Below are 22,056 nucleotides of genomic sequence, written 5' to 3' on the forward strand. Positions count from 1 at the left end.
GCTACGAGCGACGCAGCGACATCTACGAGGCCTTCACGAGCCTCGCGACCAGTCTCATCACTCTCAACCAGATCAAACGGTTCTGTTAGGCGCTCTTAGCCCCCTCATCTCTGAGGAAGGCGGCGAGACGTTCAAGTCCGGCGGCGCGGGTCATGGAGAAAATGCGATCCATGACCGTGAGCTAGCGCGCGTCGGGGAGAAGCCGATGCGACCGAAGCCCAAGGGTTCGGGGGCACCGATATCGATACCCCTGAGAGCGTCATCAACAAGCCAGGCCGGCCATCTCGGTCTAAAGCGGGGCAACACCGCCGATGGGGGCTCTCGACGCCTGCAGCCGCCTCCGGTGGCGAGGGAATGCCCCCCCGTAGGGCGGGGTAGCGCGCAACCGATTAACGCAGCTCCACATGCCCCAACCAACCTACATCACCCGGATGGCCAACCGGTCCCCGGAAGGTGCTTGTCCGCCGGCGTGGTCGCCCATAACTCCTGACCATGACGACGATCCCGTTCGACAACAGCTACGTCCGCTTGCCGGACCGCTTCTTCGTCCGCCGCGCCCCGACACCCGTCGCAGGCCCGCGCCTGATCCGTTTGAACCGCGCGCTGGCGGCGAACCTCGGCATGGACCCGGATTGGCTCGCCGGCCCCGCCGGGGTGGGGATGCTCGCGGGGAACAGCGTCCCTGAAGGTGCCGAGCCGATCGCGACGGCTTACGCCGGGCACCAGTTCGGCAACTTCGTGCCGCAGCTCGGTGACGGGCGCGCCGTTCTGCTCGGCGAGGTCGTCGACCGTGACGGGTGCCGCTGCGACATCCAGCTCAAGGGCGCGGGCCCGACCCCGTTCTCACGCCGCGGCGACGGCCGGGCGGCGCTCGGGCCGGTGCTGCGCGAGTATCTCGTGAGCGAGGCCATGGCCGCGCTCGGCATCCCGACCACACGGGCGCTGGCGGCGGTTGCCACCGGCGAGTTGGTGGTGCGTGAGACCCGGCTGCCCGGGGCGGTGCTCGCCCGCGTGGCGGCCAGCCATATCCGGGTCGGTACCTTCCAATACTTCGCCGCCCGGGGCGACGCCGAGGCCGTGCGGACGCTCGCCGACCACGTCCTCGCCCGCCACTATCCCGAGGCCTCCTTCGCGGAACATCCCTACGGTGCGCTGCTCGACGGCGTCGTCGCCCGCCAAGCCGACCTCGTGGCGGCCTGGCTGCTGGTCGGCTTCGTCCACGGAGTGATGAACACAGACAACATGTCGGTGGCCGGCGAGACGATCGACTACGGTCCCTGCGCCTTCCTCGACACCTACGATCCGCGCACGAGTTTCAGCTCGATCGACGCGCACGGGCGCTACGCCTACGGCCAGCAGCCCGGGATCGCCCTGTGGAACCTCACCCGTCTCGCCGAGGCCTTGCTACCGCTGCTGGCCGAGGACGAGGAGGCGGCGGTCGCCGCGGCCGAGGCAGCGCTCGCCGGGTTCGGCCCCCGCTTCGAGAAAGCGTATCACGATGGCCTTGCGCACAAGCTCGGGCTGTCCGCTGATCGGGACGGAACCGTCGCGCTTGCGGACGACTTGCTGGCGCGGATGGCGAAGAACCAAGCTGACTTCACCCTGACCTTCCGCCGCCTCTGCGACGCGGCNCCGGGACGGAACCGTCGCGCTTGCGGACGACTTGCTGGCGCGGATGGCGAAGAACCAAGCTGACTTCACCCTGACCTTCCGCCGCCTCTGCGACGCGGCCGAGCGGCCGGAGGCGGATGTCGGGGTGCGCGACCTGTTCGTCGACCCGACAGAGTACGGCGCCTGGGCCGTAGGCTGGCGGAAGCTGTTGGATGAAGAGGGACGGAACCCCGCGGCGACGGCGTCAGCCATGCGCGCCGTCAACCCGGCCTTCATCCCTCGCAATCACCACGTCGAGGCGATGATCGCGGCAGCGGTCGAGCGAGACGACTTCGGCCCGTTCGAAGAGCTGTTGGCGGTGCTGTCGCGGCCCTACGACAACCAGCCTGCCCATGCTCGCTACGCCGAGGCGCCCGAGGGCGGCGGGGCGGACTACCGCACGTTCTGCGGCACGTGAACGCGCGCGTCGGCGTCCGCGTCACTGGAGATCGTCATTCGGCCCCATGGTTCGGAAACCAGTTTCCGTGGAATCCCGGCGGGATCCGGTGCCCGAGACGGACCGTGGCGACGGGCGGCGCCTCGAACGCGCGTGCGTCGAGGATTGTGAAGTCCGTGGTGTCGCTCGCCCTGTCGATGACGAGGCCGATGAGCCACCCCTCGTCCTCGCCGGCCTCCGGCCCCGCCGGCACGAACACGAATTCCCCCGGGACGCGGTCGGCGCCGAACTCGTGCACGCGCCGCTCCCCCGTCGCCAGGTCGTGCTTGTAGACCTGTGTCGCCCCGACGAGCTGCGTGTTGCCATCAGCGGGGACCGAGCCCGTGTAGACGTAGCGGTGAGGCCGCCCGAAGCGGCGCTCGTCGATCCGCGGGAACTCCTGGGCCGCAGGGTCGATCACCCGCCGGTCGACCTGCCCCGTCGCGGGATTGGCGGTCCAGCGCTCCAGCTGGCCCGGCGTATCGAGGCCGCCACCGGCCGAGGCGAACACCCTCTCGTAGGCGACGACGTCGAGGACCACCCGCCCGTCCGCGTCGTCGTAGGCATTGGCGACGTGGAAGACGAAGCACGGCTCGACCGCGCACCACACGATGTCGGCGGCCGTGCCGTGCCGGGGGAGCAGGCCGACGCGGGCACGGTGGGCCGGGTTCCAACGGAAAGGGAAGCGGTGGCCGGCCAGCACCGCCCGCATCGAGAAGGTGACCGGCAGGTCCAGCACGACGACGAAACGCGCTGTGACCGCGCAATCGTGGATGCAGGGGCCGTGCTCGACCGGGATCGACACGTCGCGCACGACCCGGCCCGCGGTCGAGAGAACGACGTGGCGCACGCTGTCCCAAACGCGGCCGTCATAGGCGATGGCATGTGTCTCGCCGCTCGCCGGATCGCGGTGCGGGTGCCCGCTGAAGGAGCCGGCGAGCGTGCCGTCGAACCGATCGTAGCGTTGCACTTCCAAATCGTCGGACAGAGCGACGGGAAAGCTGCCGGCCTCGACCACGGCGAAGGCGCGGCCGCCGATCTCGACGACGTTGGTGTCGACGGTATCATCGCCCCGGCGTGGTCCAGGCGCAGCGGGCCGGCGGAGTGCCGCGGATGCCGTCCGCGAGCCGATCCAGCGGTTGCGGTACCACAGGGCTTTGCTGCCCTCGATACGCAAGCCGTGCACCATGCCGTCGCCCAGAAACCAGTCGTGGCCGCGCGTCGTCGGACTGGCAGGGTTGGCGCCCATCTTGAAGTAGCGTCCGTCGAGCCCAGCCGGGATCGCCCCGGTCACGGGCAGGTCCCACAGCGTCAGTTCCTCACGCATCGGCGCGTGCACGCCGACCACGAACGGGTGCGGCGTCTGCGGCAGGCGTAGCCGGTTGCAGGCCGCCACCAGCGCGACGAGGCCCTCGGCGGCGACACGCAGGCTGGATTCGACGAGTTTCGGCATCTGTGGCGATCTTGGTGCGGTGCGGGGGCGAAGGCCGTCGTGACGCGGGGCGTCCCCCGTCACCGGACGAAGACGACGGCCTTGCCCGCGTGGGACGGTTCTGCGATCTGGCCGACGATGTATGCAGCCACGTCTGCCCGGGCGATCCGGCCGTTGCGCATTTCTTGGGCATCCTTGTCGTCGTAGGCGCGTCCGAGCATCAGGCGAAACGGCAGCCGCTGCATGAAGCCGATCGCGTCGCGGCTGTCCCCCCGTTCCGACGCACGCCCCAAAGCACCGCAGTGTCGCATAATTATTACAGAAAGATGGTCGTCAAGCGAGACCGCACAGTGCCTCTGGGCAATTAAGAGATTAGAAGGCAGCAGGCCCAAACAGCTCGAGCGGGAGGGTGCAACGCGATGGTAGCTGTATGGTCGCTAGAAATCCTAGAACCACAAATTTCAACAGGCTAAGTCATTGAAAATACTGGTGAGCGCGCTGGGACTCGAACCCAGGACCTACAGATTAAAAGTCCGTTGCTCTACCAGCTGAGCTACGCGCTCGCTTGCTCAGAAGGGCCTGGCTCGATGACGATCGGGCCGGCTGTCGTGAGAAGCATGGCTCGCAATAGGGGGTTGGGTCGAAGGGGTCAACCGGCCAGATTCGCGCTGGCGCGCTCCGCCTCTGCGCGAGCCCAGGCCTCGCGAGTCTCGCCGGCGAAATCCGCAAGGCGGCCCGCCGCGATCGCCCCCCGCATTCCGGACATCAGATCCTGGTAATAGGACAGGTTGTTCCAGGTCAGCAGCATCATGCCCAGGATCTCGTCGGTGCGCACGAGATGGTGGAGGTAGGCGCGGGAATAGTCGCGCGCCGCCGGGCAGGCGGAGGTCTCGTCGAGGGGGCGGGAATCCTCGGCGAACCGGGCATTGCGCAGGTTGATCCGTCCAAAGCGGGTATAGGCGAGGCCGTGGCGGCCGGCGCGGGTCGGCATCACGCAGTCGAACATGTCGATGCCGCGTGCCACCGATCGCATGAGATCGTCGGGCGTGCCGACGCCCATGAGGTAGCGCGGCTTGTCCCTGGGCAGATGCGGCTCCACCGTCTCGATCATCGCCAGCATCACCGCCTGTGGCTCGCCCACGGCGAGGCCACCGATGGCGTAGCCCTTGAGGTCGAGACCGACGAGGCCCCTGGCGCTCTCGACGCGCAGGTCCGGCACGTCGCCGCCCTGGACGATGCCGAACATCGCCTTGCCCGGCTGCTCGCCGAACTGAAGCCGGCAGCGCTCGGCCCAGCGCAGGGACAACCGCATCGCGCTCTCGATGGCCGGCCGCTCGGCGGGGAGCCGCACGCATTCATCGAGCTGCATCTGGATGTCGGAGCCGAGGAGCCCCTGGATCTCGATGCTGCGCTCCGGGCTCATGTGGTGGGCCGAGCCGTCCACATGCGAGCGGAAAGTGACGCCCTGCTCGTCGAGTTTCCTCAAGGCGGAGAGAGACATCACCTGGAAACCGCCGGAATCGGTGAGGATCGGGTGCGGCCAGTTCATGAAATGGTGGAGGCCGCCGAGTCGCTCCATGCGCTCGGGGCCGGGACGCAGCATCAGGTGATAGGTGTTGCCGAGCACCACGTCGGCGCCGAGGTCGCGAACCTGGCCCGGATACATCGCCTTGACGGTGGCGGCCGTCCCCACCGGCATGAAGGCCGGTGTGCGGATCGTGCCGCGCGGCATCGAGATCGCCCCGGTGCGGGCCTGCCCGTCGGTGGCGTCGACGCGGAATGTGAAATGCTCGGAAGCGTTGCTGCGAAGGGAGGGAGTCTCGGACATGGGCATGGTGTTTAGAGCATCGGCCGGAAAAGTGGATGCCGGTTCTCGGCAAAAGCCGATGCGGGAGGACGTGCGCCGTAAACGGAAATGACAGCGCCAGACGAGTCGGCCCGTGCCGGGGCGGTGGCCGTCGATCCAGGCTACTGGTCCACAGCGCATTCAAGGAGTATCGGAGATCCGCCAACCACCCGGGCATTCAGACTAGGAGTCCCCAAAACGAGGACTCCTCCAGACGAGGGCTCTTCCGCGCGGCCGGCTCACCATATGATCGCGAGGTCTATAGATGCTCCTAGGACTCTGGCTCGATCAGCCGATCTGGCTGATGATCGTCATTCTCGCCTCTCTGTTTGCGACAGTCTCGATCGTCCTGGTCGTCCTGACGAACGTCCCCTACACCCGGACCCATCTGCTCAACAATGTCGGTGGGATCGTCGCGTCGTTCTTCAGCTCGATCGGAATTCTCCTCGCCCTGCTGACCGGTTTCGTGGCGAACGATGCCTGGGAGCGGCAGGGCAAGGCGTCGCGCATCGTTCAGACGGAGCGGGCCAACCTGATCGCCGCCTACGATCTCAGCGAGGCCACGGTCTCGGACATGTCCGACATTCAGAAGGCGCTGCTCGCCTATGCGGATGCGGTCATCGCCGACGAGTTCCCCAAGATGGGAACGAAGACGCCCTATTCCAGCGAGGCGGGAGCGGCGCTCAGCAGGCTCATGAAGATGGTGGCCGACCCGGTTCAGACCAGCGCATCCGGTGTCGTCGCTCATACCGCCCTGATGACCACGATCATGAACCTGCGGGAGGCGCGCGGCGAGCGGCTGGCCCTGAGCGCGAGCGAGAGCGACGATTCGAAGTGGATGACGTTGCTGTTTCTCTGCACTCTGACGCTGATCTCAATCGGCATCGTCCACGTCGACAAGCCGCGCGCTCAGGTCATCACGCTCGTCATCTTCTCCACGGCGATGGTCGGGACGCTGTCGGTCATCGCGCTCCACGAGCGCCCCTTCGACGGCCCTTTCGCCCTCGGTCCCGCGGCCTTCGAGCGCGCCAAGAGCATGATGACGACCCATATGGAATGATTCTCCGATCGATGGGGGAGGCGGGGCGCCGCCAGGGACGTTCACTTGGATGGTGCGGGAAACAGCAGGCTCGAATCCCCATACGAGTAGAACCGATAGCCGCCCTCGACGGCATACGCATAGGCCGCCCGCATCGTCTCCAAGCCCGAGAAGGCAGAGACCAGCATGAACAGGGTCGAGCGCGGCAGGTGGAAGTTGGTCATCAGCGCGTCCACGGCACGGATTCGGGTGCCCGGCGTGATGAAGATGTCGGTGGGGCCGGCAAAGGCGCGAAGCCGGCCGTCTCCGTCCGCCGCGCTTTCGAGAAGGCGCAGGGCCGTGGTCCCGACCGCGACGATGCGACCGCCCGCGGCGCGCATGGCATTGAGCGCCTCGGCCGTCGCCTGATCGAGGAGGCCGATCTCGGCATGCATGCGGTGGTCGTCGGTGTCATCGGCCTTGACGGGGAGGAAGGTGCCCGCGCCCACATGCAGGGTCACGCTGTGACGCGCGATCCCGGCGGCGTCGATGCGGGCGAGGAGGTCGTCGGTAAAGTGCAGGCCCGCGGTGGGGGCGGCCACGGCTCCGGCCTCGCGGGCGTACACCGTCTGGTAATCCACCGTGTCCCGCGCGTCGGTGCTACGCTTGCCCGCGATGTAGGGCGGCAACGGCAGCTCGCCGACAAGCGCGATGGCCTCGTCTAGGGCAGGGCCGGAGAGCTCGAAGCGCAGCACGATCTCGCCCCCCGCCCCCTTCTCCGCGATGGTGGCGTCGAGGAGGCCGAGGGTGCAGGCGTCGCCTTCGCCATCCCGTCCGAAGCGGACCCTGTCGCCGACGGCGAGGCGCTTGCCCGGCCGGGCGAAGGCGCGCCAGCATTCGGGTGCTTCGCGTAGGTGGAGCATCGCCTCCATGCGAAGGCCCGGCGAACCGGGGCGATGGCGGATGCCGCGAAGTCGGGCCGGGATCACGCGAGTGTCGTTGAAGACGAGGGCATCGCCCGGTCTCAGCAGATCGGCGAGGTCGCGCACGGCGCGGTCCTCCAGCGCCTCGCCGGGACGGACCACGAGCAGTCGCCCGGCATCGCGAGGCTGCGGCGGCCTGAGGGCGATGCTCGCTTCGGGCAGATCGAAATCGAAGAGGTCGACGCGCATCGCGCGCCAACAGCACGGTTCCTGGCCCGGGATCAATGGCCGATGACAGCCTTCCAGCCCGATGACGGTGCGAAGGAATGTTGTGGCGCAGGCGGAAGCCGCAGGACGGAGAGGGGCCAACAATGCGTGGCCTGCATGGCTCGTGCTTCTTTGCGTGCCAACAACCTTCACACGCGCCGCATTGTTACAGATCTACGTTGAAAACAACCTTGACCGCCCGGAAGCAAATCGGCGTGGTCTCCAAGCAATCTTGCTCCAATGCGGTTCGTTTGATGATTGAAAACCTCAAGAATGGCGCGACTAACATCAAGGTTCCGCGCCGTCGGGTCACGCTGGACTCGCAGTTGATGTCCTATTGGGAGCGCGAAGCCCGGCGTCTCGACGTGATGGCGGCCAATGCCCGCTGGGGGTGGATGGCCCGGACTTATGCGCGCAAGGCCGAGCGGGCACGAGCCCAGGGCGCACGCAGCGCCGCGCGCGAAGCGGAGCGTCGGGCGGGTGCGGCGCCCGGTCCGCAGAAGGGTGAGCCCCAGACATAGCCACGACTAAACCCTTCACCGGTGGGTTCAACCTTTGCCGTGGCCTTCCCGGCGGGGATGATCGTATGGGCGGGGCCGCCTAGCGCCACGCCCCGCTCCTTTATCCGGCGGGCCCGTCACGGATCGGCACCGGAAATGGACCGCACCCAAAAAGCCGCCCTCGCGAGCGCCGGAATCGGCCTTCTCGTGATGGCGATCAAATTCACCGCCTACTGGCTCACCGGCAGTCTCGCGCTGTATTCCGACGCGCTGGAGAGCATCATCAACGTGGCGGCGGCGGCCTTCGCCTTCATTGCCTTGCGTGTGGCCGCTGCGCCCGCCGATGAGGACCACCAGTTCGGGCATCACAAGGCCGAGTATTTCTCGGCGGTGATCGAGGGGGCTCTCATCATCGTAGCTGCCATCCTCATCCTACGTGAATCCTATTACGGTCTCCTCGCCCCGAAGCCCCTCGATGCGCCGATTCTGGGCCTGGCCGTCAGCGCGGTGGGGACGGCCATCAACGCCGCCTGGGCCGTCGCGCTTCTGAGTCGCGGCAGGGCGTGGCGGTCGCCGGCCCTGGTCGCCGATGCGCGTCATGTGATGTCGGACGTGGTCACTTCGGGCGGGGTCCTGATCGGCGTCGCCCTGGTGGCCGTCACCGGAACCCTGATCCTCGACCCGCTCATCGCCGGCCTCGTCGCCTTGAACATCCTGTGGTCGGGCTGGACCATGGTGCGCGATTCCGTGAGCGGCCTCCTCGACAAGGCGGCGCCCGCCGAGATGGTGACCCAGATCCGCACGTTGATCTCGGATCACGGGGAGGGCGCCCTGGAGGCGCACGACGTGCGCACGCGCCATGCAGGGCAGGCGACCTTCATCGACTTCCACCTCGTGGTGCCCGGCGAGATGACCGTGAAGGACTCGCACGACATCTGCGACCGCCTGGAAAGTGCCATCGAGAGCGCCATCGAGGGGGCCGTCGTGGTCATCCACGTGGAGCCGGCCGAGCATGCCAAGGGACGCGGCGTGCCGGTGGTGTAGGGGGCAAGCCCCCCCGGAATCCGGCAGGAATCCACCGCCACGCGCACCGTCGTTCGAGCGTCATCCGACCCCCCTAATGTCCGCCACGCCCGGTGATTTGACGTCCGCCCGTCCGCGGACGCGTCCGGCCGAGGATGAGACCGCATGACCGCCCATTCCGTCGCGAACGGCACCACGCAGACGGGCCGTATCACCCTGGCCGGCGCGGACACCCTGCAGGTGGACGGAACCCTTTCTGTCTCCGCAAACGCTCAGTCCGTGCGCTTCACCTCCGCCCCCGACGGCGCCGAGATCCACAATGACGGCCTGATCGAGAACACCACCGACGGCGGCCGGGCGATCCGCTTCGAGAGCGGAATCGGCGCGACCCTGACCGCGACGATCGACAATGGCGGCACCATCCGCTCCGACGACGACGCCGTGCAGATCCAGTCCGGCACCGTCGCCGCCGGCACGCTCACGATCGTCACGGAAGCCGACTCCACCATCGTCTCCGCCGAAGGCCAGGCCCTCGACCTCGCCGCGACCACGGGCGAATTCCTCGCCGAGATCGACAATGCGGGATCGCTGCTGGCGCTGGCAGCCGACGGCGTGAAGATCGGCGCGACCCTCGATCTCGTCAACAGCGGCACCATCCATGGCGGCTCGGCCAACGGCTATGTTCAGGGCGCCGACGGCATCCAGTTCGAGGACGGGGCGAGCGGGACGATCCGCAACGCGGCCGGCGGCGCCATCCTCGGCGACCGCCACGGAATCAATATGGGCGAGGACAGCCTCGTCACGGTGACCAACGAGGCCGGAGCCCGCATCCTCGGCGGCAACGGCTCAGGCATCGGCTCCGACGGCACGGCGACCGTGATCAATCACGGGATCATCACGGGTTCCTTCGCCGATGCGACCGGCTCCGACGTCAACGGCGCGACGCCCGGTGCCGAGGACGGCGGCGGCCCGGACGGCATCAACGATGGCGACGGCGACGGGATCGACATCGATTTCCGTGCGACGATCGAAAACCACGGCACCATCCGCGGCCTCGGCGCCGGCGGCACGGGGTCGGATGGCCTGCCCAACACGGCGGAGGGCATCGCGGCGGGCGGCGGCGACATCGTCAACCTCGCCGGCGCGCGGATCTACGGCGCCGGCCTCGGCATCCTGATCGACGACTCGTCGCAGGGGGACGCGCCCTTCGTGACGAGCATCGACAATGCGGGGCTCATCCAGGGCGGCTCGGGCATCGCGATCAGAATCGTCAGCGCGCTCGACGACGTGGTCGTCAATGCGGGCCGCATCCTCAGCGGGGGCGGCACCGCGATCCAGTTCGGCTCCGGCGACAACACCCTGGCCATCGAGACGGGCTCGGCCATCCGCGGCCTGAGCCTGGGCGGCGACGGCACCGACACCCTCGACTATTCGGAGTTCGGCGCGTCGGCGCGCGCGCTGTTCGAGAGCGGCCGGGCCACGGGCACCGGCGGCGTCTCCGGCTTCGAGATCGTGAAAGGCTCGGCCTTCGCCGATTCCATGAGGGGCGATGCCGGGGCCAACCAGTTCCTCGGCGGCGCGGGCGACGACCGCCTGTTCGGCGGCGACGGTGACGATATCCTGACCGGCGGCGCGGGGACGGATGTTTTGCGCGGCGATGCCGGGGCCGACGCCTTCGTGTTCGATGTCGTGCCGCCGGCCGGCGAAAAGGACCGGATCGTCGATTTCAGCCACGGCGAGGACAGGCTCGTCCTCAATGCGGGCGTCTTCACGGCCCTGACCGCCGGCCAGCTGACGGACGAGGCCTTCGCCCTCGGCGCCGCGACCACGGAAGACCACCGCATCGTCTACGACGCGGCCAAGGGCCATCTCTACTACGACGCGGACGGCTCCGGCGGCGCCCACGATGCCATCCTGCTGGCGACCCTCCTCGACAAGCCGGCGCTCACCGCCTCGGACGTGCTGGTGGTCTGACACGGGCAGCGGGCGAGGGGTTCTAGGAATCTTCCCCAAAGCGGGCCTTGGCCACGGGTCCGTCGGCCTCTCCGCCCGGCGCGAGCCCGCGGCTCCACCGGGCGGGAGGGATCGGCGATCGCGCCGAACGGCCTTCCCGAACGCGCGGCCGGGACGCGACACCGGGTGAATGGGTGCAGCACGCGTTGCCGTAGGAGTGCCTCACGACCTTCCGATCACGGTCGGTTCCCGCTCCGAGCATGACGGCGCAGCGGGAGTTTCGTGAGGCACTTTCGGTCGCCAGGGGTGCAAGCTCTAAACGGCGACGGAACGCACTGGCTTCGCATCTGAAGATTGAAGGAACTGCACGTTCATGCTCGCGCCGGAGCGATGCCGTACGAGGCAGTCGAACCGGCGTCCGTCCGCATCGACGATGAGGACGAACCGTTCCGGCACCGTGGTATGCAGGCGCACATGCAACCGTGCGCCGCCGTCCGACAGGTCGCGGATCGAGCAGGCGATGCGGCCGCCGTCCGAGACATGAATGTGAGCAGGCAGCAGGATACGCGTTCGGCGATCGGCGCGCCGTTCCTCCATCCCAACGGTCCAATTGTCCAAGCCCGTGCTGATGCTCGACACACCGTCGGCAGCCTGCTGCATGCTGGCCAGGATCTCACCCGTGGCGTGCGCCTGCTGATCCATCGAAGCAGCAACGCCATCGACATGCTGGCTGATCGTACCGATCGCCGCAGTGATCGAGGCCAGGGTGGCCGCGACCTCGCTCGAGACAGCCTGCATGCCCGTGATTTCGCTGCTGATCCGGTTCGTGGCCGCTGCGGCCTGACCAGCCAGGTTCTTCACTTCGGTCGCGACCACAGCAAAGCCGCGCCCTGCCTCGCCGGCCCGTGCCGCCTCGATCGTCGCGTTCAACGCCAGCAGATTGATCTGTTGCGCAATGTCCGTGATCAGGGTGGCAACGCCGCTCATCGAATGCGCGGCCGAACGCAGCCGCTCGGTTGCGGCATCCGCCTCGCCGGCTCGACCATGGATGTCGTCCACGACGGTCTTGGACTGAATCATGCTGCGAGAGATCGAGAGCGCCGACGCATTCATGGCGTCCGCCGCATCCGTGACCGCCTGAACGTTATCGAGAGTGCGCTCGGCGGCCTCCACCGCGACCGACCGCGCCTCCATGTTGGCGGTGACGTCGGAAGCGTACTTGACGATCTTGATCAATCGGCCACTCGGGTCGAAGATCGGGTTGTAGCTGGCCTGGATCCACACGGCACGGCCGCCCTTGCCGAAGCGCTGGAACATGCCCGATGAGAAACTGCCGCCTCTCAGGCGGTCCCAGAACGCGGCGTAGTCCGCCGTCTGTGCGTAGCCTGGCTCCACGAAGATGGCGTGCGGTCGCCCCCTGATCTCCTCGATCCCGTAGCCGAGCGACTTCAGGAAATTCGCATTGGCATCGAGGACCGTCGTGTCGGGAGCGAACTCGATGACGGCCTGTGAGCGATTGACCGCCGCCAACTGAGCCATGGCATCCGCGACCTGCAGTTTCTGCCCGGTAATGTCGGTGGCGAACTTCACGACCTTGATCGGAACACCATCCCGATCACGGATCGGATTGTAGGTTGCCTGAATCCAGACTTCGCGACCGCCCTTGGCAATCCGCTTGAACTCCCCTGAGCTGAACTCGCCTTTGCCCAGAGCGGACCAGAACTTACGATAGGCCTCACCCTCGCGCTCGGCCGGTTCCACGAACATGCTGTGATGACGACCTTGGACCTCGTCGAGCGCGTAGCCCACGGCTGAAAGGAAGTTGGCGTTGGCATCCAGGATCGTGCCATCGAGTGCGAACGCGATGACGGCTTGTGAGCGCTGCAGAGCTCCGAGCTGTCCGTCATTGTCGATGTTGCGCAAGACCTGCTTCGTCACATCTGTCGCGAACTTGACCACTCGAATCACCCGTCCGGCACGGTCGAGGACGGGATTGTATGTGGCCTGGATCCAGACCTCGCGACCATCCCTCGCGAAACGCTTGAACTCGCGCGTCTGCGGCTCGCCATGACGCAGCGCTTCCCAGAACGCTCGATAAGCCTCACTGCTTTGCTCCGCGGCAGAGACGAATCGAGCGTGGTTCTGCCCCTTCAGGTCGGAAAGGGTATAGCCCATCAGCTCGAGAAAGAGAGTGTTGGCAGTGAGCACGGTGCCGTCAGGAGCAAACTCGATCCGAGCTGTTGACGTGTCGACCGCGGCCATGAGCGCACGCAGATCAGTATCAAAAAACGGCACGTCGCTGTCCCCACGATGCCTCGTTCGCATTCCCTTCTAGTTGGCAGCCTTTCGTTAAACAAAACTGAAACAACTTTTATGCGCGCTACGAATTTTTTAATATCAGCAACAAATATCAGTCAAGCAATAACACTAAAATACAAACAGTGAAGCGAACGACTGCGACTTCGGACATTGAGCATCGCTGATGCTTGCCTTGGCATATCGAAGAGGAAGCGATCTGTATTAAATTGCATTTTTATTTGTGATGACTTCGTGAGATTACACCAAATATATTTCATCGAGACCCCGGCATGTGTTTAAGTGCATTTTCTCCAGCCGTCGCAGGGGCATATCGGTTTGATTGAGCCGACGCATGGACCGGCCGATGTCGATTCAATTTTCCATTTTGTTCCACCCCACCGTCTGCCGGTCAGCCGATCCTCCATCACCGTACCGACTATTCCTCACGGCCATGCAATGTCGGGCTCAGAGTTCCTCACAAAACTCCCGATCACGGTCGGTTCTCGCTCCAAGCACGACAGCGCAGCGGGAGCTTTATGAGAGACACTTACGCACCGGCCACGATCATCCTCCCCTCAGCGGCCGGAAAGCGGACCTTTCAAGGGTCGGCGGCGGAGGTCGTTTCATCGCCCGGAGGCCGACATTCGCTTTTGCACGTATCCGGACCGTCCATCGATTTGGGACAGCGCGAGCGTACGGGCGGAGTGGGAACGTTTGGACCAGCCCAACCGTCTCACGGCGCGGTGTTGGCGTCGGCGGGCGCTATCGCCAAGACAGTCAGGACGACGAGCACGATGAACGGCAGCGCGATGCAGCCGAACGCGAGATGGGCGATCCCGAAGGCTCCGCACAACGCGCCCACGGCGAAGGCCACGATGGCCGGCAGCACGCGCAACAAGCGCGCACGCGTCTGGGCGCGGTTCCCGGCCGTTCCGAGAGCGAGATCCGTCGCGTCGATGACGGCCTGGCTCACACTCACGGTCATCACCGTGGTCGGGGCGAGATGACCGAGGGAGAGACGGCCGATCGCGTTCTGCACGCCCATGGCCGCAACGGCGAGCATGCCAACCACCAAGGCCGGGGCGCCGTCCGGCGCATCGAGCGGCGACAACACGGTCCCGTACAGGCCAAAGCCAGCGAGGAGGGCCGCCTCGACGGCGAGCAGCCAGGGCAGGGGATCGGCATCCCGTCGCTCCAGGAGCAGCCCGAGGATGCGGGCCCCGGCCACCGCCCCCATGAAGACAGGGAGCGCCAGGAGTTTCGCCAGGACGCCGCTTGAACTCGCGACCAGTTCGGCGCCGATCAGGACGAAGTTTCCGGTGACGTGAGCCGTGAACAGGCCGGTCAATGCGATGAAGGCCGCAGCATCGACGAAGCCGGCGACGAAGGCGAGGGCGGTTCCGGCGGACGTGCCGCCACCGGTGATCTGCGGCTTCACGAGACTGTCCCTGATTGGCAGACGATGATGGCGCTGCGGTGCACGGATCGCCGAGGCGAGAACCGACTGTGACCGGAATGTGTGTGAGGCGCTCTTAGCCCGCCGACCTCCAGGGCGGTCAGAATATCGGCTATCATGAAACGTGATGAGCACCCTCAACGTCGACCACATCCGCTCCTTCCTGGCCGTGCTCGAAAACGGCAGCTTCACGGCCGCGGCGCAGGCACTCGGCGTGCGGCAATCCACGGTCAGCGGTCATATCGCGCGGCTGGAACTGGCGCTGGACCGCTCTCTCCTCATGCGGGACACGCATCGGGTCGCCCCGACGCCGGACGGCCAGGCCCTGATCGGCTTCGCGCGGGAGGTGCTGGAGGCGCACGACCGGCTTCGCGCCTTCTTCTCACCAGGCGGCCTGCGCGGCCGTATCCGCCTCGGCGTCTCCGAAGACTACACCCTGTCGGCCCTGGCCCATGTTCTGGCACGCTTCGCCGAGCGCCACCCTTCCGTCGATCTGCAGCTGACGGTCGGGCTGAGCCGGACCCTCTATCAGGGCTACGATGCGGGCGAACTGGACGTGATCTTCTGCAAGCGCCGACGCGGTGACCCGCGCGGCGAACTGGCCTGGGCAGAGGAACTGATCTGGGCGGGCAGACCGGGCTTCGTTCCTAATCCTGAGCTGCCGTTGCCCCTGGTCCTCTATCCGCCGCCTTCGATGACACGCACCCTGGCGCTCAATGCCCTCGACGCGGCGGGCCGTCCCTGGCGGATCGCCTGCACCAGCGGCAGCCTGATGGGAGTGCGCGCCGCCGTCGAAGCGGGTCTGGGCATCGCGCCGCACTCGGCCAGGGTCATGCCGCCGGGACTTGCCCCGATCCCGACACTGGCCGGTTTGCCACCGATCGGCGACGTCGAGTTCGTGGTCCTCGGCCCGGGCCGCCAGCATGCCGTCGCGACGGCGTTGCAGGAGACGATCCTGGCGAGTTCGGCGGAGCTACAGGCCGTCCCTGAGGTCTGATACCGGGCCCCGGAGACCCCGACCCATGGGTCCGGGTCACCGAGACGCCGTCAGAGGGGACGCCCTTATCCGAGGGCTTCTTCCACCGCCCTGCCGCAGGCTTCGGTATCGGCGTTGCCGCCGAGATCGCGCGTGCGCAGGGTCCGCTCGGAGAGGACGCGCTCGATCCCGGTGACGATCTCGCGGGCCGCCTCGTGCTCACCGAGATGTTCCAGCATCATCGAGCCGGACCAGATCTGGCCGATCGGGTTGGCGATGCCCTGTCCGGCGATGTCGGGGGCCGAGCCGTGCACCGGTTCGAACACCGAGGGGAAGAGCCGCTCCGGGTTGATGTTGCCGGAGGGTGCGATGCCGATCGTGCCCGTGCAGGCGGGGCCGAGATCGGAGAGGATGTCGCCGAACAGGTTCGAGGCGACGACCACGTCGAACCGGTCCGGGTTCAGCACGAAATGGGCGGTCAGGATGTCGATATGGTACTGGTCCCAGGCCACGTCCGGGTAGGCCTTGGCCATCTCCTTCACCCGCTCGTCCCAATAGGGCATCGTGATCGAGATGCCGTTGGACTTGGTGGCCGAGGTCAGGTGCTTCTTCGGCCGGCTCTGGGCCAGTTCGAAGGCGAATTTCAGGATGCGGTCGACGCCGTGGCGCGTCATGATCGTCTCCTGCAGGGCGAATTCGCGGTCGGTGCCGGCGAACATGCGCCCACCCGCATTCGAGTATTCGCCCTCCGTGTTCTCGCGGACCACCCAGAAATCGATGTCGCCGGGCTTGCGGTCGGCGAGCGGGCTCTTCACCCCCGGCATCAGGCGCACCGGGCGCAGGTTGGCGTATTGGTCGAATTCCCGCCGGAACAGGATCAGCGAGCCCCAGAGCGAGACGTGATCGGGCACCCGGTCCGGCATGCCGACCGCGCCGAAGAAGATCGCGTCGTGGCCCCCGATCTGCGCCTTCCAGTCTTCCGGCATCATCCGGTCGTGCCGCTCGTAATAATCGCAGCTGGCGAAGTCGAACCAGTCGAACTCGAGGCTGAAGCCGTGGCGCTTGGCGGCCTTTTCGAGGACGCGCACGCCCTCCGGCACGACCTCCTTGCCGATCCCGTCGCCCGGAATGACGGCGATGCGATAGCTGCGTGATGTCATCGGAATGGCTCTCCGGGGATGGGCTCGGGGATTAGTCGGCGCTCGCTGGCCACGGCGTCTCGGCGACGGGCGTCACCGGCCCCCGGCCTTCGAACCAGGAGACCAGATTGTCTACCAGCAGGGCTCCCATGGCGAGACGGGTGTGACGGGAAGCCGAGCCGACATGCGGTAGCAGCACGACGTTGTCCAAGGCGATCAGGGCGGGAGGAACGCGGGGCTCGTCGACGAACACGTCGAGGCCGGCGGAGTGGATCACGCCCTGCTGCAGGGCCGCGATCAGGGCCGACTCGTCGACGAGGCTGCCGCGCGCCACGTTGATCAGGATGCCCTCTGGCCCGAGGGCGTCCAGCACCTCGGCAGTCACCAGGGGCCCGGCTCCGCCACCGGGCGCGACGACCACGAGGACGTCGCAGGCCCGCGCCAGATCGACCACGCTGGCGTGATACTCGTAGGGCACCTCCGGCTGGCGGCTCCGGCCATGATAGGCGATCGCGCAGCCGAACCCGTCGAGCCGCGTAGCGATGGCGCGTCCGATCCGCCCCAGGCCGAGGATGCCGATCCGGCGCCCGCGCAGGGACGGCGAGAGCGGAAACGCGGCCTTCGGCCATGCTCCGGCGCGGAGATACCGGTCGGCCTGGGGAATGCGGCGGACGGTGGCCAGAAGCAGGCCGAGGGCGAGATCGGCCACCTCCTCGGTGAGCACGTCCGGGGTGTTCGTCACGACGGCGCCCCGCCGCTTGGCATCCGCCACGTCGATCGTGTCGTAGCCGACACCGAAATTCGCGACGATCTCCAGGCCGGGGAGCCGCGCGAAGAGATCGGACCCCGCCGGGGCCTGGCCTCCCACCACCACGCCTCGGATCGCCGGGCCGACCTCCGCCAGGAACGCGTCCCGGTCCGTGGCCCGATCCAGGCGGTGGAGGACGAAGCGCTCGTCGAGGGCTCGGATCGTATCGGGAAGGATCGCCTTCAGCAGCAGGATCTCCGCCTTCGCATGCGCTGTCATGGGGCCTCTTCGCAGTTGCGTGTTCCGTGGAGGTGGCGCTCCCGCTCCGGGGCGAAGCCACCTCGTGCTTTCCGCCAACGGAGGGTGGACCGCAACCCGGAGCCGGCCCGCTCGGCCAGACCGCGTTGCGCCAATCCCAGGCAGGCTTCGAGCACTTTCTCGTTCCGCTCTCCGCGCGGGAGACCAGACCTGACCTTGATAACGGTGGCGCTGACGAAGTCTTCGGTCAGAGCGGACAGAACGGCTCGCTCGTCATCGCTGAGCGGACGCATCGTACGGATTTCCTCGTCACGTCGATTCCGGTTTGCCGTCCCCGGGGCCGGCCCGTCTCGGCTGACCGGCTCGCAGGAACGGCTGTCGCCCGAGGCCAGGCGACAGGGGGAGGGGCCGTGCCGGGCTCGATGAACCCCGCACGGCGATCGATCGGCGCTTACTCCGCGAGCTCGCGCATGACCTTGATGAGGTCCGACTTGCCCTCGAAGCCGATGCCCGGCAGTTCGGGCATGACGATGTGGCCGTCCTCGACCTTCACCCCGTCCGGGAAGCCGCCATAGGGCTGGAACAGGTCCGGGTAGCTCTCGTTGCCGCCCAGCCCCAGGCCGGCCGCGATGTTGAGCGACATCTGGTGACCGCCATGCGGGATGCAGCGCTTGGGCGACCAGCCGAACTGCTCCAGCACGTCGAGGGTGCGGAGGTACTCGACGAGGCCGTAGGACAGGGCGCAGTCGAACTGCAGGTAGTCGCGGTCGGGCCGCATGCCGCCGTAGCGCAGGAGGTTGCGGGCATCCTGGTGCGAGAACAGGTTCTCGCCGGTCGCCATCGGGCCGGGATAGAACTCGGAGATCGCGGCCTGCAGGGCGTAGTCGAGGGGATCGCCGATCTCCTCGTACCAGAACAGCGGGTACTGGCGCAGCATCTTGGCATAGGCGATGCCCTGTTCGAGGTTGAAGCGGCCGTTCACGTCCACGGCGAGCTGCGCCTGGGAGCCGATCTCCTTCAGCACGGCCTCGATGCGGCGCTGGTCCTCCTCGATCGGCACGCCACCGATCTTCATCTTCACGACGTTGTAGCCCCGGTCGAGGTAGCCGCGCATCTCGGCGCGCAGCTGGGTGTCGTCCTTGCCGGGATAGTAATAGCCGCCGGCCGCGTAGACGAAGACGCGCGGGTTGGCCTCGACGCCCTTCTGCTCGGCGAGCATCCGGAACAGCGGCTTGCCGGCGATCTTGGCGGTGGCGTCCCAGATCGCCATGTCGAGGGTGCCCACCGCCACCGAGCGCTCGCCGTGGCCGCCGGGCTTCTCGTTGGTCATCATCGCCGCCCAGAGCTTGTGCGGGTCGAGGTTGTCGCCGGCCTCGTTCAGCACGCTCTTGGGGTCGGCCTCGAGGATGCGGTTCTTGAAGCGCTCGCGGATCAGGCCGCCCTGGCCGTAGCGGCCGTTGGAATTGAAGCCGTAGCCCACCACCCGGCGGCCGTCGCGCTCCACGTCCGTGACCACGGCCACGAGGCTGGCGGTCATCTTCGAGAAGTCGATATAGGCGTTGCGGATGGGCGAGGAGATCGGCTTGGTGACCTCGCAGACGTCGACGATACGCATGGTGGCTCTCCTTGAGATGCGAAGAATTTCGCGTGAGGGGAACGGGATGGAACGGGGGTCGGTCGGAAGGTCTAGTGGGCGGCCGCCACGGGGCGGGGCAGGGCATGCCCGGCTTCCCGGTCGGGAACGACGTTCTCGGAGGCGACGGCGGCCCGGTCGCGGTAGGCTTCTTCCGCTTTGTTCAGGTCGAAGGCGCCTTCCCACTTGGCGACCGCGATGGTGGCGACCGCGTTGCCGATCAGGTTCGTGACCGCCCGCGCCTCGTTCATGAAGCGATCGACGCCCAGCAGAAGGACGAGGCCGGCGACCGGGACGGTGTGGATGCTCGACAGGGTGGCGGCGAGGGTGACGAACCCGGCCCCGGCGACACCCGCCGACCCTTTCGAGGTCAGGAGCAGCACGCCCAGGACGACGAGCTGGTCGCCGATGCCCAGCGGCGTGTTGGTGGCCTGGGCGACGAAGATCGCCGCCATGGTCAGGTAGATGCAGGTGCCGTCGGCGTTGAAGGTGTAGCCGGTGGGCAGCACGAGGCCGACCACCGACTTCTCGCAGCCCACCCGCTCCAGCTTGGCCATCATCCGGGGCATCACCGCCTCGGTGGAGCAGGTGCCGAAGGTGATGAGGATCTCGTCCTTGAAGAAGCCGAGAACCTTGACCAGGGAGAACCCGGTCCAGGCGCAGACGGAGCCGAGAACCAGCACGACGAACAGGATCGACGTGACGTAGACACCGAGCATGAGGTAGGCGAGGGACCAGACGGTGCCGAAGCCGTACTTGCCGATGGTGAAGGCGACACCGGCACCCGCACCGATGGGAGCCAGGCGCATCACCATGGCGACGATGCGGAACAGCGCGTCCAGCAGGCTGTCGATGACGACGACCACCGGCTTGCCGCGTTCGCCCGCCTGAACCAGCGCGACGCCGAAGAGCAGCGAGATCAGGATGATCTGCAGCATCGCGCCCTTGGCGAAGGCATCCACCATCGTCGAGGGGATGATGTCCATGAAGAAGCCGACGATGCCGGGCTGGGCTTCCGCTCGCTTGGCGTAGGAGGCGATGGCGCTGCTGTCGATCTGCGTGGCGTCGATGTTCATGCCGACGCCCGGCTGCATCACGTTGACCACCACGAGGCCGATGACGAGGGCCAGCGTGGAGACGACCTCGAAGTAGATGAGCGCGCGCACACCGATGCGGCCGACCTCCTTCAGGTTGCCCATCTTGGCGATGCCGACGACGATGGTGCCGAAGATGACCGGCGCGAGCAGCATCTTGATCAGCTTGATGAAGCCGTCCGCCAGGGGCTGCAGCGTGACGGCGACGTCGGGCAGGAAATACCCGACGAGCCCGCCGATGACGATTGCTATGAAGACTTGAACATAGAGTCGGCTTAGCCATGACTTCATGATCTGTTTCCTCCTGATCTGCCACTTAGCGGGCAGCTTGATTAGTGATCCCTCTTGCGGGGCTTGATGCCGTCCTTACGCCTGGACACCGTCGCTCGGCCAATGCCATGTTCGGTGCGCGCTATGCGCGGTCGGCATCGGGCTGGACGGGCTGACGGACACTGGCTGATCGATGGATCTGGACTGGCTGAAGGACTTCCTCGCCCTGGCGGAGCAGAAGACGTTCTCGCGCGCGGCCGAGGCGCGGAGCGTGACGCAGCCGGCCTTCAGCCGGCGCATCCGCGCCCTTGAGGATTGGGTCGGCACGCCCCTGTTCGCCCGTGGTCCGCAGGGGGCGGTGCTCACGCCGGCCGGGCTCGCCTTCCAGCCGGCGGCCCAGGACATGATGCGCAGCCTGGAGCGGGCACGACGCGACGCGCGGGAGGTGGGCGCCCGGGACACGGCGACGCTCTCCATCGCGGCGACCCACGCCCTGTCGTTCACGTTCTTTCCGAACTGGATCCGCGGCCTGATGCACCATCAGACGCTGGGCACCCTCAACCTGATCTCTGACAGCATGGAGGCCTGCGAAGCCATCATGCTCGCCGGCGAGGTCCACTTCCTCCTGTGCCACCATCACCCGGATGCACGGACGCGCTTCGAAGCGGAGCGGTTTCCGAGCCTGTCCCTGGGCGACGACCTGCTGGTTCCCCTCTGCGCGCCCACCTCGGACGGCGGCCCGACATGGTCGCTGCCGGGAACGCCGGAGGCGCCTCTGCCCTATCTGAGATACAGCCAGGCCTCGGGGCTCGGGCGCATCATCGCGGCCTTTCCGGATCGCGAGCCGGCCCATTCGGCGACGGCGCTCACCTCTCATCTGGCGGCGGCGCTCATGACGATGGCGCGGAACGGACACGGCATCGCCTGGCTGCCGCAGACGCTGGCGGCCGAAGATCAGGCGCGCGGCAGGCTCGTGCGCGCCGGTCCGGACCGGTTCGACATCCCCATCGACATCAGGCTGTTCCGCTCCCTCGACTGCCGCAACGATGCGGCCGACCGGCTCTGGGACGACCTCACCGAAGCCCGTGCGTGACCGTCGCCGGTCTCCGTTCGCGGAAGGGGCCTGCGTGAGCGCG

The 22,056-nt window shown here is 67.1% G+C and carries 17 protein-coding genes, 1 tRNA gene and 2 pseudogenes; 9 read left to right on the top strand and 11 right to left on the bottom strand.

Going from position 1 to position 22,056, the window contains the following annotated elements:
* The 3 genes and pseudogenes from ASF34_RS22660 to ASF34_RS23325 all read left to right on the top strand — a co-directional run.
* Positions 1-89: pseudogene (locus tag ASF34_RS22660) on the top strand (IS5/IS1182 family transposase); the annotation flags it as partial.
* A gap of 403 nt (positions 90-492) precedes the next feature.
* A partial coding sequence (locus ASF34_RS05550; protein WP_274533742.1) for a protein adenylyltransferase SelO occupies positions 493-1,631 on the top strand: 1,139 nt, incomplete at its 3' end.
* Between the two features lies 1 nt (position 1,632).
* Positions 1,633-2,068: pseudogene (locus ASF34_RS23325) on the top strand (hypothetical protein); the annotation flags it as partial.
* A gap of 34 nt (positions 2,069-2,102) precedes the next feature.
* Here the strand turns inward: ASF34_RS23325 and ASF34_RS05555 are convergent.
* The 4 genes from ASF34_RS05555 to tgt all read right to left on the bottom strand — a co-directional run bounded on the left by ASF34_RS05555 (position 2,103) and on the right by tgt (position 5,346).
* Entirely contained in the window at positions 2,103-3,539 is a 1,437-nt protein-coding gene (locus ASF34_RS05555) for an 8'-apo-carotenoid 13,14-cleaving dioxygenase (RefSeq protein WP_056159508.1), read from the bottom strand.
* Between the two features lie 59 nt (positions 3,540-3,598).
* Complete coding sequence (locus ASF34_RS05560; protein WP_244478903.1) at positions 3,599-3,763, bottom strand: hypothetical protein; 165 nt, start codon at positions 3,761-3,763, stop codon at positions 3,599-3,601.
* A 242-nt stretch (positions 3,764-4,005) separates the two neighbouring features.
* Positions 4,006-4,081 (bottom strand) — tRNA-Lys (locus ASF34_RS05565).
* An 86-nt stretch (positions 4,082-4,167) separates the two neighbouring features.
* Complete coding sequence (tgt, locus tag ASF34_RS05570; RefSeq protein ID WP_056159747.1) at positions 4,168-5,346, bottom strand: tRNA guanosine(34) transglycosylase Tgt; 1,179 nt, start codon at positions 5,344-5,346, stop codon at positions 4,168-4,170.
* A gap of 283 nt (positions 5,347-5,629) precedes the next feature.
* Between tgt and ASF34_RS05575 the strand changes: the two genes are divergently transcribed.
* The gene (locus tag ASF34_RS05575; RefSeq protein ID WP_018043986.1) at positions 5,630-6,424 is read left to right on the top strand and encodes a bestrophin-like domain; all 795 of its coding nucleotides are present in this window, start codon (positions 5,630-5,632) and stop codon (positions 6,422-6,424) included.
* Between the two features lie 41 nt (positions 6,425-6,465).
* On the opposite strand, the gene queA is transcribed toward ASF34_RS05575, so the two are convergent.
* Positions 6,466-7,554, bottom strand: coding sequence for a tRNA preQ1(34) S-adenosylmethionine ribosyltransferase-isomerase QueA (gene queA, locus ASF34_RS05580; RefSeq protein ID WP_056159514.1), 1,089 nt, complete (start codon positions 7,552-7,554; stop codon positions 6,466-6,468).
* 209 nt (positions 7,555-7,763) lie between these two features.
* Here queA and ASF34_RS05585 point away from each other — a divergent pair, with 209 nt between their 5' ends.
* From ASF34_RS05585 to ASF34_RS05595, 3 genes are all read left to right on the top strand, one after another.
* The gene (locus ASF34_RS05585; protein WP_082494077.1) at positions 7,764-8,093 is read left to right on the top strand and encodes a hypothetical protein; all 330 of its coding nucleotides are present in this window, start codon (positions 7,764-7,766) and stop codon (positions 8,091-8,093) included.
* Between the two features lie 135 nt (positions 8,094-8,228).
* On the top strand, positions 8,229-9,116 hold the full coding sequence (locus ASF34_RS05590; protein ID WP_056159518.1) for a cation diffusion facilitator family transporter: 888 nt from the start codon (positions 8,229-8,231) through the stop codon (positions 9,114-9,116).
* Between the two features lie 144 nt (positions 9,117-9,260).
* Positions 9,261-11,069, top strand: a complete 1,809-nt coding sequence (locus ASF34_RS05595) for a calcium-binding protein (RefSeq protein ID WP_056159521.1) — start codon at positions 9,261-9,263, stop codon at positions 11,067-11,069.
* 294 nt (positions 11,070-11,363) lie between these two features.
* Here the strand turns inward: ASF34_RS05595 and ASF34_RS05600 are convergent, their stop codons facing one another.
* Both ASF34_RS05600 and ASF34_RS05605 read right to left on the bottom strand, forming a co-directional pair.
* Complete coding sequence (locus ASF34_RS05600; protein ID WP_244478904.1) at positions 11,364-13,343, bottom strand: methyl-accepting chemotaxis protein; 1,980 nt, start codon at positions 13,341-13,343, stop codon at positions 11,364-11,366.
* 736 nt (positions 13,344-14,079) lie between these two features.
* Entirely contained in the window at positions 14,080-14,784 is a 705-nt protein-coding gene (locus ASF34_RS05605) for a YoaK family protein (RefSeq protein ID WP_056159527.1), read from the bottom strand.
* A 145-nt stretch (positions 14,785-14,929) separates the two neighbouring features.
* On the opposite strand from ASF34_RS05605, the gene ASF34_RS05610 reads away from it, so the two are divergent.
* A complete protein-coding gene (locus ASF34_RS05610; RefSeq protein WP_056159529.1) occupies positions 14,930-15,799 on the top strand; it encodes a LysR family transcriptional regulator in 870 nt (289 codons plus the stop codon).
* Between the two features lie 65 nt (positions 15,800-15,864).
* On the opposite strand, the gene ASF34_RS05615 is transcribed toward ASF34_RS05610, so the two are convergent.
* From ASF34_RS05615 to dctA, 4 genes are all read right to left on the bottom strand, one after another.
* Positions 15,865-16,938 (bottom strand): tartrate dehydrogenase, encoded by a 1,074-nt coding sequence (locus tag ASF34_RS05615; RefSeq protein ID WP_018043978.1) that lies wholly within the window; start codon positions 16,936-16,938, stop codon positions 15,865-15,867.
* A gap of 31 nt (positions 16,939-16,969) precedes the next feature.
* A complete protein-coding gene (locus ASF34_RS05620; protein WP_056159532.1) occupies positions 16,970-17,944 on the bottom strand; it encodes a 2-hydroxyacid dehydrogenase in 975 nt (324 codons plus the stop codon).
* Between the two features lie 430 nt (positions 17,945-18,374).
* Positions 18,375-19,538, bottom strand: a complete 1,164-nt coding sequence (locus tag ASF34_RS05630; RefSeq protein ID WP_018043975.1) for a mandelate racemase/muconate lactonizing enzyme family protein — start codon at positions 19,536-19,538, stop codon at positions 18,375-18,377.
* Between the two features lie 71 nt (positions 19,539-19,609).
* Positions 19,610-20,941, bottom strand: coding sequence for a C4-dicarboxylate transporter DctA (gene dctA / locus ASF34_RS05635; protein WP_018043974.1), 1,332 nt, complete (start codon positions 20,939-20,941; stop codon positions 19,610-19,612).
* A gap of 172 nt (positions 20,942-21,113) precedes the next feature.
* Between dctA and ASF34_RS05640 the strand changes: the two genes are divergently transcribed.
* On the top strand, positions 21,114-22,013 hold the full coding sequence (locus ASF34_RS05640) for a LysR family transcriptional regulator (protein WP_018043973.1): 900 nt from the start codon (positions 21,114-21,116) through the stop codon (positions 22,011-22,013).
* Positions 22,014-22,056: the final 43 nt, after the last annotated feature.

The organism is Methylobacterium sp. Leaf106 (genome assembly GCF_001422895.1).
Lineage (GTDB): Bacteria > Pseudomonadota > Alphaproteobacteria > Rhizobiales > Beijerinckiaceae > Methylobacterium > Methylobacterium bullatum.